We start from the raw sequence: 13,902 nt of genomic DNA on the forward strand, positions 1-13,902 counted from the left end.
CCCACACCCCCAAAAAAAGCCCACAACAAGACCCTTCCTTCACCACCCCCCGTGGGGTGGGCCCAGGGAGGTCCTCTTTTTTGTCTTTCGCCCCCCCCCCCCCCCCCCCCCCCCCCACACCCCCCCCCCCCCCAAGGGCCTCAAGCGTCCCAGAGCGCGCCGAAGGTCAGCAGGTCGCTGCGGTACTCGATGGTCTCGGCCCACTCCTTCGGCCAGGCGTCCGCGCCGAGGTGGGCGCCGGCGAAGGCGCCCGCGAGGGCGGCGATCGAGTCGGAGTCGCCGCGGGTGCAGGCGGCGCGGCGCAGCGCGGTGAGCGGCTCGTCGGGGAAGAGCAGGAAGCAGAGCAGCCCGGTCGCGAGGGCCTCCTCGGCGATCCAGCCGTCGCCGGTGTACTCGCAGGGGTCGAGCTCCGGGTCGGCCGTGCGCTGGACGGCCTCCAGGCGCTCCAGGACCGCCAGGCACTCGTCCCAGCCCCGCCGGATGAAGGAGAGGGCGCCGGCGTCCTGGGAGCGGGTCCACAGGTCGCCGAGCCAGTGCTCGTGGTAGCGGGAGCGGTTGTCGAGCGCGTACGAGCGCAGCTGCCCGACGAGCCCGGCCGGGTCCACGCCCTGCGCGAGCAGGTACACGGCGCGGGCGGTGAGGTCGGAGGCGGCGAGCGCGGTGGGGTGACCGTGCGTCAGGCCCGACTGGAGCTGCGCGGCACCGGCCCGCTGCTCCTCGCTGAGCCCGGGGACGAGCCCGATGGGCGCGACGCGCATGTTGGCGCCGCAGCCCTTGGAGTGGATCTGGCCGGCGTCCTGCCAGGGGACGTCGGTCGTGAGGAGCTGACAGGCGACCAGGCAGGTGTTCCCGGGCGCCCGGTTGTTCTCCGGCGAGCGGAACCAGTCGATGTACTCCTCCCGCAGCGGCTGTGCGAGCCGCTGCGGGGCGAGCACGCCCCGGTCCATCGCCGTGCGGATGCCGCGGGCGAAGGCGAGGGTCATCTGGGTGTCGTCGGTGACGCGGCCGTTTGCGGGAAGCGCCAGCTGCCGCCACGGGCCGTACCAGTCGGTGATCCGCGGCACGTCGAGGAACTCCGTGGGCCGGCCCAGCGCGTCCCCGAGCGCGAGCCCGATCAGGGAGCCGGTCGCGGCCTGCTTGGTGGCGTGGCGGGTGAGGTTCATGTGGGGCGTCCTTCCGGTCGCAGGAGGGGCGGGTGGAGGGTGGTGGCCTCGCCCGCCCGGTAGAGAGCGGCCGGTTTCCCCCGTCCGCCGGTGAGGCGCGGCGGTCCTTCCACGGCCTGGACGAAGCCGGGCGTGGTGAGGACCTTGCGCCGGAAGTTGGGGCGGTCGAGTTCGACGCCCCAGACCGTCTCGTACACCTGCCGCAGCTCGCCGAGGGTGAACTCGGGCGGGCAGAAGGCGGTGGCGAGGCAGGTGTACTCGAGCTTGGCGCCGACCCGGTCGTGGGCGTCGGCGAGGATCCGGTCGTGGTCGAAGGCGAGCCCGCCGTGCGTCCCGTACGGGATCCAGCGGGCCTGGGCCGCGTCGCCGCCCCCGCGTGGTTCGGGAGGGTCGGGGACGAGCGCGGTGAAGGCGACGGAGACGACCCGCATCCTCGGGTCGCGGTCCGGTTCGGTGTAGGTGCGGAGCTGTTCGAGGTGGAGTCCTGCGACGGTGGCCTCGGACAGTCCGGTCTCCTCGGCGAGTTCGCGGCGGGCGGCCGTCTCGGCGGACTCGCGGGGCAGGACGAACCCGCCGGGCAGGGCCCAGGATCCGGCGTACGGCTCCTGGCCGCGCTCGACGAGCAGGACGTGGAGGCGTTCCTCGCGGAGGGTGAGGACGGCGAGGTCGACGGTGACGGCGAAGGGCGCGAAGGCGTGCGGGTCGTAGCCCTCGGGGGCCCGGTGGGCGGTCATCGGGGTTCCTCCGTGAGGTGCGGGCCCTCGGCGAGCAGCGCGTCGACGGCGGCGACGGCGGCCGCGAGCCGCTCCTCGTGGGGGCCGGTGAGGACGGCCGTGCGGCGGCCGGTACGGGCGAGCCGGGTGAGCAGGCGCGCGGTCATCCAGGGCCGCAGCTGCTCCCCGCCGCGCGGTCCGTCGTCCGCGGCGTCGACGCCCCGGTGGTCGGTGAGCAGCCAGAGGTGCTGGCGGCCGAGGGCGGCGATCTCGCCGGTGGCGCGGCTGGTGGTGCCCAGGTACCGCTCGTGGCGGATGGTGGTGGCGAAGGCGTCGGTGTCGCAGAAGAGGACGGGTGAGCCGTCGCGGGCGGCCTCCTCCTCCAGTTCGGCCTGGCGCTGGGCGATGACGGGGAAGTCGGAGGAGCGGAGTCCGGCGGGCGCGAGGGCGCGGTACGCGCGCGCGTGATCCGGTACGTAACGCGTGCGGGCCCAGACGCCGCCGCGCCGCCGGTAGTGGTCGGCGAGGGCGAGGGCCATGGTGGTGGCGCCGGTGGACTCGGCGCCGAGGACGACGACGCGCCGGGTGAGCGCGGACCGTACGGGCGGCTCAAGGAAGTCCCAGAAGGCGGCGGGGTCCTCGCGGACGGCGGTGTCGGTGAGGCGCGGGGGCTCCGGGTCGACGAGGACGGTCTCGACGCCGAGGCGGCGGCCGAGATCGTGCTCGTACGACTCCGAGGCGAAGCCCCCGTACGGCTCCGGGGCGAAGTCCCCGTACGACTCCGAGTCAAAGTCGGCGTGCGGCCCCGAGGCGAAGCCCCCGTACGGCTGTGAGGCGAAGACGGCGTCGACCCGCTCGGGGCCGGCGTACTCCTCGCCGCCGACGACGAGGACGTCGGGGTGGATCTCGCGCATCCACGCGACCCGGTCCTCCAGCGGCAGGGGCTCCGCCGAGGAGCCGCGGACCAGCACGGTGAGGCGCTCGCAGCGGTCGCGCGCGGTGCGGACGAGGTGGTGGTGGCCGGCGTGCGGCGGGTGGAACCTGCCGGGGACGAGCCCGTGGCCGTAGCGCGTCATGAGGTGCCCCCCGCCGTGGACGGCCCCGTCCCTCCGGCGCGCGTCGTGCGGCGCACCGGGAGGACGTCCAGACCTGATCCACCCCCGTGGGTCCAGGTCCACCGGCTGTACACGGCGGGGCTCACCTCCGATCTCTTTAAGAGTCACCTTGACTATAAAGCAGTCGGGCCGTCCCCCACAATCCCTCCGGCCCCCGGACCCCGGACGCGACGAAGCCCGTGACCGCCGGGCGGTCACGGGCTTCGTCGTACGGCAGGGGCCTTACATGCCGACTTCCTTCATCAGCATGCCGACCTCGGTGTTGGTGAGGCGGCGCAGCCAGCCCGACTTCTGGTCGCCCAGGGAGATCGGGCCGAAGGCGGTGCGGACCAGCTTCTCGACCGGGAAGCCCGCCTCGGCGAGCATCCGGCGCACGATGTGCTTGCGGCCCTCGTGCAGGGTGACCTCGACGAGGTAGTTCTTGCCGGTCTGCTCGACGACGCGGAAGTGGTCGGCGCGGGCGTACCCGTCCTCCAGCTGGATGCCGTCCTTGAGGCGCCGGCCGACCTCGCGGGGCAGCGGGCCGGTGATGGCGGCCAGGTAGGTCTTCTTCACGCCGTACTTCGGGTGCGTGAGGCGGTGGGCCAGCTCGCCGTGGTTGGTGAGCAGGATGATGCCCTCGGTCTCCGTGTCGAGCCGGCCGACGTGGAAGAGCCGGGTCTCGCGGTTGGTGACGTAGTCGCCGAGGCACTGGCGGCCGTCCGGGTCCTCCATGGTGGAGACGACACCTGCCGGCTTGTTGAGCGCGAAGAAGAGGTGGGACTGGGTGGCGACGGTCAGGCCGTCCACCTTGATCTCGTCCTTCTCCGGGTCGACGCGCTTGCCCTGCTCCAGGACGATCTCGCCGTTGACCTCGACGCGGGCCTGCTCGATGAGCTCCTCGCAGGCGCGCCGCGAGCCCATGCCGGCGCGGGCGAGGACCTTCTGCAGCCGCTCGCCCTCCTGCTCGGCGCCGGGGAAGGTCTTGGGGAGCTTGATCTCGGGCCGGCCCTCGTACCGCTCCCGGTTGCGCTGCTCGATCTTGGCGTCGAGCTCGCGCGAGCGGGCGGGGGCCTGTCGCTGGCCGTGCGGGCCACGACGGGGCGGGGTGCCGCCCTGGGGCGCCTTGGGGCCGCCCTTGGCGCCGCCGCGGGCCGCGGAGCCGCGACCCTTCTTCGGGGCCTCGGAGGGGCCGCCTACGTCGTAGGAGCGCTCCTCGGGGCGCGGACGACGCGGGTTGCTGGGGCGCTTCTGGTCGTCACGGCCGCCACCGCCCTGGTAGCCGCCACCGCCCTGGTAGCCACCGCCGGAGCCGCCGCGGTAGCCACCGCCACCGCTGCCGCTGCCGGAGCCGCCCCGGTAGCCGCCACCGCCACCGGAGCCGCCGGAGCCGCCCCGGTAGCCGCCGCCACCGCCGGAGCCGCTGCCCCCGCGGCCGCCACCGCTGCTGCCGCCGCGGCCGCCGCTGTTGCCACCACGGCTCCCGCCGTTGTTTCCGCTGCTGTTCCTGCCGCTGCTGCTTCGCATCAAACTTCCGTCTTGTCGTCGTCGTCCTCACGATCCGGCGCATCCGGATCGAATGACGGGACCCCTTCCAGCGAGTCCGGCTCGACCGCCTCCGCCTCGGGGAGGAAGGGGGCGAGCTCGGGGAGTTCGTCCAGGCCGCGCAGGCCCATCCGCTCCAGGAAGTAGTTCGTCGTCCTGTACAGGATCGCACCTGTTTCGGGTTCCGCGCCCGCCTCCTCCACGAGACCCCGCTGGAGGAGGGTCCGCATCACGCCGTCGCAGTTGACTCCGCGGACGGCGGAGACCCGGGAGCGGCTGACGGGCTGGCGGTACGCGACGACCGCGAGGGTCTCCAGGGCCGCCTGGGTGAGCCGGGCGTGCTGGCCCTCCAGGACGAAGGCCTCGACGGCCGGGGCGAAGGCGGCGCGGGTGTAGTAGCGCCAGCCCCCGGCCACCCGGCGCAGCTCGAAGCCGCGGCCCTGGGCGGTGTACTCGTCGGCCAGCTCGTGCAGGGCGTCGGCCACCTCGTGCGGGGTGCGCTCCAGGACCTTGGCGAGGTGGGCCTCGGTGGCGGGCTCGTCGACGACCATGAGGACGGCTTCGAGGGCGGGCTTGAGGTCGCTCACGCGAGGGCCTCCTGGTCGAATTCGTCGGTCACTGCCGCGGACGGGTCGCTCTCGCCGCCGGTCCAGGAGACCGTGAGGTCCCCGAGGGCGGTCTCCTGGTCGAGGGCGACCGCCTTCTCCCGGTAGAGCTCCAGGAGGGCGAGGAAGCGGGCGACGACGGTGAGGGTGTCGCCGGCGTCCTCGATCAGCTCGCGGAAGACGGCCGACCCGCGCTCGCGGAGCAGCGCGACGACGACCGCGGCCTGGTCCCGGACGCTGACGAGCGGGGCGTGGATGTGGTCCACGTACACCTGGGGCTCGGCCCTGGGCTGCATGGCCTTCGCGGCGAGCCTGGCGAAGCCCTCGGCGCCGAGGGAGATGACGACCTCGGGGAGCAGCTCGGCGTGGTGCGGTTCGAGTCCGACGGTACGGGGGTGGCGGTGGCTCTCGGCCTCCCAGCGCTCCTCGAAGATCGCGGCGATCTGTTTGTACGCGCGGTACTGGAGGAGCCGGGCGAAGAGCAGGTCACGGGCCTCCAGGAGGGCGAGGTCGGCCTCGTCCTCCACCTCGGCGGCGGGGAGCAGCCGGGCGGCCTTCAGGTCGAGCAGGGTGGCGGCGACGACGAGGAACTCGGTGGTCTGGTCGAGGTCCCCGTCGGGCCCGAGGGCCTTCAGGTGCGCCATGAACTCGTCGGTGACCTGGGAGAGGGCGACCTCGGTGACGTCGAGCTTGTGCTTGGTGATCAGCTGGAGGAGCAGATCGAAGGGCCCCTCGAAGTTGGCCAGCCGCACGGTGAACCGACCGTCACCGCCCTCCGGCGCTTCCCCGGTCCCGACCGGAGCGGTCGGCACCGGAGCGGGTTTCGCCGTCTCGGCAGGGGCGGTCGGCACCGGAACGGGTTTCGCCGTCTCCACCGGAGCGGTCGGCACCGGCTCCGCCGTCTCGCCCGGGCCGCGGCCCAGGGGGCGGCGGCCCGGCGGGCGGGACGTTTCGTCAGGGGCGTGGTGCATGGGGGTCCAGGGGGAACGAGGAGAACGGCAGCCCGCAGGCTACCGTCAGCGGCCGCGCAGGCGGCGGACGAGGATGCTCGCGTCGCCGCGGGACTCCAGGTCCGCCAGGACGACCGCGACGGCCTCCCGGACGATCCGGCCCCGGTCGACGGCGAGGCCGTGCTCGCCCCGCAGCACGAGCCGGGCGTGCTCCAGGTCCATCAGCTCCTCGGCGGAGACGTAGACCGTGATCTTCTCGTCGTGGCGCTCGCGGCCGCTGGGCCGCCGGTTCGGGGCGCGGCCACCGCGTCGCCGGGCCCCCGCGGGGGCGGGCACCTGCGCGCCGGGCGCGGCCTTGGGGGCCTGCCCCTCGGGCTCGGCCGTCCGGGCCCGCGGTTCCGCGGCCTCGGAGTCCGCCGGGGCGTGCTCCGCGGAGCCCCCGGCCGCCGCGGTGTCGCTCTCGGCGGCCGGTGCCGGGACCGCCCGGCGGGGTGCGGACGCCTGGAGCGCCGTCCCCCCGGTCGTACGGAAGAGTTCGTCGGCTCCGGGCAGACTCACTCGGCGTGACACCGGGCGAGCACCTCCCTGGCGAGCTGGCGATAGGCGGCGGCGCCCACGGAGTTGGAGGCGTACGTGGTGATGGGCTCGCCGGCGACCGTGGTCTCCGGGAAGCGCACGGTCCGCCCGATGACCGTGTGGTACACGTGGTCGTCGAAGGCCTCGACGACGCGCGCGAGGACCTCACGGCTGTGCACGGTCCGGGAGTCGTACATCGTGGCGAGGATGCCGTCGAGCTCCAGCTCGGGGTTGAGCCGCTCCTGGACCTTCTCGATGGTCTCGGTGAGCAGCGCGACTCCGCGCAGCGCGAAGAACTCGCACTCCAGCGGCACGATGACCTTGTGAGCCGCCGTCAGGGCGTTCACGGTCAGCAGGCCGAGGGAGGGCTGACAGTCGATCACGATGTAGTCGTAGTCGTTCATCAGCGGCTTCAGGGCGCGCTGGAGCGTGGACTCGCGCGCGACCTCGCTGACCAGCTGGACTTCGGCGGCCGAGAGGTCGATGTTGCTCGGCAGCAGGTCCATGTTGGGCACGGCGGTCTTGAGGAGCACCTCGTCCGCCGACATGCCCCGCTCCATGAGCAGGTTGTAGACGGTGAGGTCGAGCTCCATCGGGTTCACGCCGAGGCCGACCGACAGGGCTCCCTGCGGGTCGAAGTCGACGAGCAGCACCCGTCGTCCGTACTCGGCGAGCGCGGCGCCCAGGTTGATGGTCGACGTGGTCTTGCCGACGCCGCCCTTCTGGTTGCACATCGCGATGATCTTCGCGGGTCCGTGATCGGTCAGTGGACCCGGGATCGGGAAGTACGGCAGGGGCCGTCCGGTCGGGCCGATCCGCTCGCGGCGCTGGCGGGCAGCGTCGGGTGCGAGGGTGGCCGCGTACTCCGGGTCGGGCTCGTACTCGGCGTCGGGGTCGTAGAAGTGCCCCTCGGGCACCTCGTCATAGGCGGCGAAGTGGGTGGACTCTCGGCCCATCTCGTTGCCGGCCGTGGCGTTCACGTGTAGGCCGTCCATCGTCTTCATCGTGTGGGCACTCGTCATGGGCTGGTGCGTCGCGAAGGTCCGCACCGCGACGGAGCCGATCGGGGCACCTGGCGCACCGCTCCCGGGAGTAATTGTCGACTCATTCACAAGTCGTCTTACCTCCTTGGATGTCACCAGGAACATTTATCGATAGGTCAGCGTGGCACCATGCCGACGGTTGGCGACTCTATGGCGTGTCACCGCTCCGCAGCAACACAATCCGCCGGACCCGGCCCGATGTGTCGGCAACCGAACACGTCTCTGTCAAGGGTGCGCAGGCATGCATCCACACGTTTCAGGGGTGTGCGAAACGGTTAAAGGGTTACGTTCGAGGCGAGTTGCCCGAACGTTTCGGCGGGCCTGGAGACAGGGCCGGCCGGACCTTGTCGAACAAGGTCCGGCCGGGTGCGTGATATTGACGGCACGCGTTGACGGGGACGGCGTCAACGGGCCCTCGGGGTCAGGCCAGGAGGCTGGCGAGCTCGACGTGCTCGAGGCCGTGCGCCTCGGCGACCTCCTTGTAAACCACCTTGCCGTCATGGGTGTTGAGACCCAGGGCGAGGGCGGAGTCACGGCGCAGCGCCTCGACCCAGCCGTTGTTCGCCAGCGACACGATGTAGGGCAGCGTGGCGTTGGTGAGGGCGTAGGTGGAGGTGTTCGGGACGGCGCCCGGCATGTTCGCCACGCAGTAGAAGATCGAATTGTGGACCTGGAAGGTCGGCTCGGCGTGGGTGGTCGGGTGCGAGTCCTCGAAGCAGCCGCCCTGGTCGATCGCAATGTCGACAAGAACACTTCCGGGCTTCATCTTGGCGACGAGCTCGTTGGTGACCAGCTTCGGGGCCTTCGCGCCGGGGATGAGGACGGCACCGACGACGAGGTCGGCGTCGACGACGGCCTTCTCCAGCTCGAAGGCGTTGGAGACGATCGTCTTGACCTTCGTGCCGAAGATCTTGTCGGCCTCGCGGAGCTTGTTGATGTCGCGGTCGAGCAGGGTCACGTGGAAGCCCAGGCCGATGGCGATCTGCACGGCGTTCCAGCCGGAGACGCCGCCGCCGATGACGACGCACTCGCCGGCGTGGGTGCCGGGGACGCCGCCGGGGAGGACGCCGCGGCCGCCGACCGAGCGCATCAGGTGGTAGGCGCCGACCTGCGGGGCCAGGCGGCCCGCGACCTCGGACATCGGGGCGAGCAGCGGGAGCGCGCGGTTGGCGGTCTCGACGGTCTCGTACGCGATGGCGGTGGTGCCGGACTCCAGGAGCGCGTCCGTGCACTCCTTGGAGGCGGCGAGGTGCAGGTAGGTGAAGAGGGTCTGGTCCTTGCGGAGGCGGTGGTACTCCTCCGCGATCGGCTCCTTGACCTTGAGCAGCAGGTCGGCCGTGGCCCAGACCTCGTCGGCGGTGGCGAGGATCTCGGCGCCGGCGGCGACGTACTCCTCGTCCGTGATCGAGGAGCCGACACCGGCGTTCTGCTCGATGAAGACCTGGTGGCCGTTGCGGACGAGCTCGTGGACACCGGAGGGGGTGATGGCCACGCGGAACTCGTTGTTCTTGACCTCGCGGGGGATGCCGACCTTCATCGTCGATCACGGTCCTTGAATCGGGGGGATAACTGGGGCAAAGCGATACATACCCGGAAGCGCTACGGCGCACCGGGGCAGACCACGTCCGAACGCGGCTCACCCAGTCTAATGAAGGAGTACCCGCTGTCTAGCCTTTCAAAGTACTAATCTTCGATGGACCCACTACGGATTTCGTAGGTTTCCGATTCCGTTTCCAGCAGCCTCTCGGCCGCCGACCGGTGCAGCCCGGCGGCCGCGGGGTCGCCGAGCCGGTCGAGGGTGTCGGCGAGACGCAGCTGGAGCGCGGCCTGGAGCCGGGAGTCCTGGGCGCGACGGGCCCACTCCACCGCCTCCTCACAGGTCCGCAGGGACTCCTCGGGCCGTCCGGCGTACTCCTGGACCCGGGCCGCCTCGCTCAACGCCCTTGCGTAGCCCGGGAGATCGGAGAGCCTCCGGTAGCCGGCCGCGGCGGCGCGCCAGCTCCGCAGGGCCTCCCCGTACCGCCCCGCATACGTCTGCACGGCTCCCAGGCGGGCGTACAGCCGGGCCTGGTCGGCGCGCTCGTCCCGGGCGAGGCGCTGCGCGAGCGCCCGCCCGTACCAGTCGCCGGCCCGGTGCCAGTCCCCCAGCTCCTGATACGCACCACCTACGGATTCCATTGCGCGACCGGTTGCGTACGGGTCATTTGCTCTGCGTCCGGCGTCCAAAGCCGACCGATATCGCAGCAGAGCGTCCTTCGTCCTGCCGGTCCCGGCATCCAGATCGGCCAGGTTGAGCAGGGCGGCGGCCCGCTCGCGGTGCAGCCCGAGCCGCTCGGCCACGTCCAGGACCAGCCGGTGCAGGCCGTACAGCTCGGGGGCGGCGGCCTCGGCGCCCCGGTGCGCGGCGAGCGCCCGGACCAGAGAGGCGACCAGGCGGCGGGCGAGGGTGTCGAGCTCGCCGTCGGCGACGGCGAGGCGGGCGGAGGCGAGGAGGACGGCCTGCCGGGAGTCCAGCCAGGCCGCGGCCGCCGCCACGGTCGGGAAACGCAGGGCGCGCGGCAGGCCGGCCAGCTTCCGGCGGGACGGCGAGCCCTCGGGTTCGGTGACCGCACGGCAGGACTGGAGGAGCCGTACGGTCCGCTCCAGCATCCGGGCCCGGGCGAGCTGCACCTCGGCGGGCCGGTCGCGCTCCTCCAGCTGAGCGCGAAGGAGGGGGACGAGGTGCGCGCGCACCTCGTACTGTCCGTCCTCGGCGCCCGAGACGAGACCCAGGGCGGCGAAGTCGGCGAGGGTCGTCGCGGCCGCCGAGACCGAGCAGCCGGCCAGGGCGGAGGCGGTGTGGGCGTCGGCCCGGCCCAGCGGGGCCAGGGCGAGGAATCGCAGTATCCGGGCGGCGGTGGCGGGCAGCGCCTCGTGCGCGAGCAGGAAGGCCCGGGTGAGGGGATCGCCGCTCAGCCCGCGCAGCCGCTTCGCGAGGTCGGCGACGGAGGCCTTCGGCTGGACGGACAGCCAGCCGCCGGCGAGGACGACCGCGGCGGGCAGTCCCCCGCACTCCTCGACGAGGGTCTCGGCGGCCTGCGGGTCGACGGTGATGCGGACGGAGCCGGTGAAGGAGGTCAGCAGCTCGATGGCCGACTTGGGGTCGAGCCCGCCGAGCGTGCAGGGCCGCACGTCGGGAATGCCGGTGAGGGGCCCCCGTGCGACCCCGATGACCAGACTGTCGGGATTGTCGGGGATCAGCGGATCGGCCTGCTCGGCGTCGACGGCGTCGTCGAGGACGAGGACGGCGCGACGGTCGGCGAGAGCCGTCCTGACGAGCTCGGTCAGCTCGTCCTCCCCGGCCCCCGGAGGTTCGGCGACCCCGAGCACGGCGAGGAGCTCCTGCGCGACCCGCGCGGTGGGGACGGGGTCTCCGCCCGGCTCGGTGAGCCGGGCCCGGAAGACCCCGTCGGGGTAGCGGTCGGCGAGCCCGGCGGCCAGCTCCTCGGCGAGGGCGGTCCGACCGGAGCCGGGCTTCCCGGCGATGAGCAGGACCCGGGCGCGGGGCACCTTGCGGCCGGTGAGGGTGTCGAGGCCGGTCCGCTCGATATCCGCGCGCAGGGCCTTCAACTCCCGCTGCCGACCGAAGAACTGCCGGCTGCCGGCCGCCGCCACAGCCTGATCCGTCACGGGCCACGCTCCCGTCCACCTGCGCACGAGCCGATCCCGCGGGGGACTCCGCACGGGCGTTTCCGAGCGTAGTTCAGCTCACGAGGCACTCCTGGCGGAGCACGACGGGGGTTTCCCCCGATCGGATCAGCAGATCGTCACACCACGCGGGCCCGGGTCCCGAAGACCTAGCCCTCGAAGGGCCTTGCCGGCCACGGGGCGTCGGCCGGGCGGAGGGTGTCAAGGCCGCCCTCGGCCGCCCGCGCCGCCGCCAGCGAAAGCACCCCCACCACCAGACAGTTGTTGTGCAGCTCCCCCGCGAGCACCCCCCGCACCAGCTCCTGCACCGGCACCCGCGCGAGCTCCATGTCCGCCTCCTCCTCGGAGACCTCGTACCGCTCGCCCTCCGCCTCCGCGAGGCCCCGCGCCAGGAAGATCCGTACGGCCTCGTCGCACCCGCCGGGGGTGGTGTAGACGTCCGTCAGGACCCGCCAGTCCTCCGCCTTGATGTGCGCCTCCTCGTACAGCTCGCGCTGGGCGGCGTGCAGCGGGTTCTCGCCGGGCACGTCGAGGAGTCCGGCGGGGATCTCCCAGAGCTTCTGCCGCACGGGGTGCCGGTACTGCCGGAGGACGACCACGCGGTCCTCCTCGTCGAGGGCGAGGACGGCCACCGAGCCGGGGTGGACCTGGTAGTCACGGCGGTGGACCGAGCCGTCGGGCATGACCACGTCGTCCGTGCGGACACTCGTCTTGTTGCCCTTGAAGGGGGTGGCGGTGGCGACGACCTGCCACTCCTCCGGGGTGTCCTGCACCTGCATCAGCAGTAGTCCTCTCATACGAAAACCGGGGTACGGGTCCCGGAAAGGGATCCGTACCCCGGCAACGTTAACGCCAGAGGACTACTTGCCCGTCTTGCGCTCGACGGCCGCCTTCACCAGGCCCGCGAAGAGCGGGTGCGGGCGGGTCGGGCGGGACTTGAGCTCCGGGTGCGCCTGGGTGGCGACCAGGTAGGGGTGGACGTCCTTCGGGTACTCGACGAACTCGACGAGCTTGTTGTCCGGGGACGTGCCGGAGAAGACCAGGCCGGCCTTCTTCTCCAGCTCCGCGCGGTACGCGTTGTTCACCTCGTAGCGGTGACGGTGGCGCTCCTCGACGTACGGCTCGTCGCCGTAGGCCTCGCGGACGACCGAGCCGTCGGCGAGCTTCGCCGGGTAGAGGCCGAGGCGCATCGTTCCGCCCAGGTCGCCCGCGCCCTCGACGTACGCCAGCTGCTCCTCCATCGTGGAGACGACGGGGTGCGCGGTGGCCGGGTCGAACTCGGTGGAGTTGGCCTCGGGGATGTCGGCCAGGTTCCGGGCGGCCTCGATCACGATGCACTGCAGGCCGAGGCAGATGCCGAGCAGCGGCACCTTGTTCTCGCGGGCGTACTGGATCGCGCCGACCTTGCCGGACACACCGCGGTCGCCGAAGCCGCCGGGGATGAGGATGCCGTCGACGTCGCCGAGGTGCTTCGCGGCGCCGGCCGGGGTCTTGCAGTCGTCGGAGGTGACCCACTTGACCTTGACCCGGGCGCGGTTGGCGAAGCCGCCGGCGCGCATGGCCTCGGTGACCGACAGGTAGGCGTCGGGCAGGTCGATGTACTTGCCGACGAGCGCGACGGTGACCTCGTGCTCCGGGTTGTGGACGCGGTCCAGGAGGTCCTCCCAGACGGTCCAGTCCACGTCGCGGAAGGGCAGGTCGAGCTTGCGGACGACGTAGGCGTCCAGGCCCTCGGTGTGCAGCACCTTCGGGATGTCGTAGATCGACGGGGCGTCGATGGCGGCGACGACCGCGGCCTCGTCGACGTCGCACATCAGCGAGATCTTGCGCTTGATGGCGGTCGGGACCTCGCGGTCGGCGCGCAGCACGATCGCGTCGGGCTGGATGCCGATGTTCCGCAGGGCGGCGACGGAGTGCTGGGTCGGCTTGGTCTTCAGCTCGCCGGACGGGCCGATGTAGGGCAGCAGCGAGATGTGCACGACGAAGACGTTGTCGCGGCCGACCTCGTGGCGGACCTGGCGGACGGTCTCCAGGAAGGGCAGCGACTCGATGTCGCCGACCGTGCCGCCGACCTCGGTGATGACGACGTCGACGTCGTCCGTCGCCATGCGGCGGATGCGGCCCTTGATCTCGTTGGTGATGTGCGGGATGACCTGCACGGTGTCGCCGAGGTACTCGCCGCGCCGCTCCTTGGCGATGACCTGCGAGTAGACCTGGCCGGTGGTGACGTTGGCCGAGCCGTCGAGGTCGACGTCGAGGAAGCGCTCGTAGTGGCCGATGTCCAGGTCGGTCTCGGCGCCGTCGTTGGTGACGAACACCTCACCGTGCTGGAAGGGGTTCATCGTGCCCGGGTCGACGTTCAGGTACGGGTCGAGCTTCTGCATCGTGACCCGCAGGCCGCGGGCCTTGAGGAGCGCACCCAGGCTGGAGGCGGTGAGGCCCTTGCCGAGCGAGGAGGCGACACCCCCGGTGACGAAGATGTGCTTGGTCGTCGTGGTGTTGGGCGGCATCGCCAAGAGGGGGCTC

The 13,902-nt window shown here is 72.2% G+C and carries 12 protein-coding genes; all 12 read right to left on the reverse strand.

All coding sequences use genetic code 11. The features are described 5' to 3' along the window. Positions 1-140 precede the first annotated feature (140 nt). Positions 141-1,163 carry an ADP-ribosylglycohydrolase family protein gene (locus tag ACZ7HT_RS24845; protein ID WP_471169768.1) on the reverse strand — a complete coding sequence of 341 codons (1,023 nt, stop codon included), beginning with the start codon at positions 1,161-1,163 and terminating at the stop codon, positions 141-143. Then, on the reverse strand, positions 1,160-1,897 hold the full coding sequence (locus tag ACZ7HT_RS24850; protein WP_471169770.1) for an NUDIX hydrolase: 738 nt from the start codon (positions 1,895-1,897) through the stop codon (positions 1,160-1,162). Before ACZ7HT_RS24850 ends, ACZ7HT_RS24845 begins: the two co-directional genes overlap by 4 nt. Next, positions 1,894-2,952 (reverse strand): AAA family ATPase, encoded by a 1,059-nt coding sequence (locus ACZ7HT_RS24855; RefSeq protein ID WP_471169773.1) that lies wholly within the window; start codon positions 2,950-2,952, stop codon positions 1,894-1,896. The genes ACZ7HT_RS24850 and ACZ7HT_RS24855 overlap by 4 nt, the downstream gene beginning before the upstream one ends. Before the next feature lie 261 nt (positions 2,953-3,213). Continuing rightward, the gene (locus tag ACZ7HT_RS24860) at positions 3,214-4,497 is read right to left on the reverse strand and encodes a pseudouridine synthase (RefSeq protein ID WP_471169775.1); all 1,284 of its coding nucleotides are present in this window, start codon (positions 4,495-4,497) and stop codon (positions 3,214-3,216) included. Next, a complete protein-coding gene (gene scpB / locus ACZ7HT_RS24865; protein WP_471169778.1) occupies positions 4,497-5,102 on the reverse strand; it encodes an SMC-Scp complex subunit ScpB in 606 nt (201 codons plus the stop codon). Before scpB ends, ACZ7HT_RS24860 begins: the two co-directional genes overlap by 1 nt. After that, entirely contained in the window at positions 5,099-6,091 is a 993-nt protein-coding gene (locus tag ACZ7HT_RS24870; RefSeq protein WP_471169781.1) for a segregation and condensation protein A, read from the reverse strand. The genes scpB and ACZ7HT_RS24870 overlap by 4 nt, the downstream gene beginning before the upstream one ends. A gap of 45 nt (positions 6,092-6,136) precedes the next feature. Next, the gene (locus ACZ7HT_RS24875; RefSeq protein ID WP_471169783.1) at positions 6,137-6,628 is read right to left on the reverse strand and encodes a hypothetical protein; all 492 of its coding nucleotides are present in this window, start codon (positions 6,626-6,628) and stop codon (positions 6,137-6,139) included. After that, entirely contained in the window at positions 6,625-7,650 is a 1,026-nt protein-coding gene (locus tag ACZ7HT_RS24880) for a ParA family protein (RefSeq protein WP_030212665.1), read from the reverse strand. The genes ACZ7HT_RS24875 and ACZ7HT_RS24880 overlap by 4 nt, the downstream gene beginning before the upstream one ends. 460 nt (positions 7,651-8,110) lie before the next feature. Further along, a complete protein-coding gene (gene ald, locus ACZ7HT_RS24885; protein ID WP_471169786.1) occupies positions 8,111-9,226 on the reverse strand; it encodes an alanine dehydrogenase in 1,116 nt (371 codons plus the stop codon). 146 nt (positions 9,227-9,372) lie between these two features. Further along, positions 9,373-11,358: an AAA family ATPase gene (locus ACZ7HT_RS24890; protein WP_471169789.1), complete on the reverse strand. Its 1,986-nt coding sequence runs from the start codon at positions 11,356-11,358 to the stop codon at positions 9,373-9,375. A 167-nt stretch (positions 11,359-11,525) separates the two neighbouring features. Then, positions 11,526-12,155, reverse strand: coding sequence for an NUDIX domain-containing protein (locus tag ACZ7HT_RS24895; protein WP_471169848.1), 630 nt, complete (start codon positions 12,153-12,155; stop codon positions 11,526-11,528). Positions 12,156-12,236: 81 nt separating this feature from the next. Next, on the reverse strand, positions 12,237-13,886 hold the full coding sequence (locus ACZ7HT_RS24900) for a CTP synthase (protein ID WP_471169850.1): 1,650 nt from the start codon (positions 13,884-13,886) through the stop codon (positions 12,237-12,239). Positions 13,887-13,902 lie beyond the last annotated feature (16 nt).

It is taken from the genome of Streptomyces sp. NPDC037410, from assembly GCF_055602235.1.

Excerpts from the sequence above, each read along its gene's own strand:
- ACZ7HT_RS24855 (WP_471169773.1), bottom strand. The coding sequence starts at position 2,952 with ATGACGCGCTACGGCCACGGGCTCGTCCCCGGCAGGTTCCACCCGCCG.
- ald (WP_471169786.1), bottom strand. The coding sequence starts at position 9,226 with ATGAAGGTCGGCATCCCCCGCGAGGTCAAGAACAACGAGTTCCGCGTG.
- ACZ7HT_RS24860 (WP_471169775.1), bottom strand. The coding sequence starts at position 4,497 with ATGCGAAGCAGCAGCGGCAGGAACAGCAGCGGAAACAACGGCGGGAGC.
- ACZ7HT_RS24845 (WP_471169768.1), bottom strand. The coding sequence starts at position 1,163 with ATGAACCTCACCCGCCACGCCACCAAGCAGGCCGCGACCGGCTCCCTG.
- ACZ7HT_RS24895 (WP_471169848.1), bottom strand. The coding sequence starts at position 12,155 with ATGCAGGTGCAGGACACCCCGGAGGAGTGGCAGGTCGTCGCCACCGCC.
- ACZ7HT_RS24880 (WP_030212665.1), bottom strand. The coding sequence starts at position 7,650 with ATGAAGACGATGGACGGCCTACACGTGAACGCCACGGCCGGCAACGAG.
- ACZ7HT_RS24850 (WP_471169770.1), bottom strand. The coding sequence starts at position 1,897 with ATGACCGCCCACCGGGCCCCCGAGGGCTACGACCCGCACGCCTTCGCG.
- ACZ7HT_RS24900 (WP_471169850.1), bottom strand. The coding sequence starts at position 13,886 with ATGCCGCCCAACACCACGACGACCAAGCACATCTTCGTCACCGGGGGT.
- ACZ7HT_RS24870 (WP_471169781.1), bottom strand. The coding sequence starts at position 6,091 with ATGCACCACGCCCCTGACGAAACGTCCCGCCCGCCGGGCCGCCGCCCC.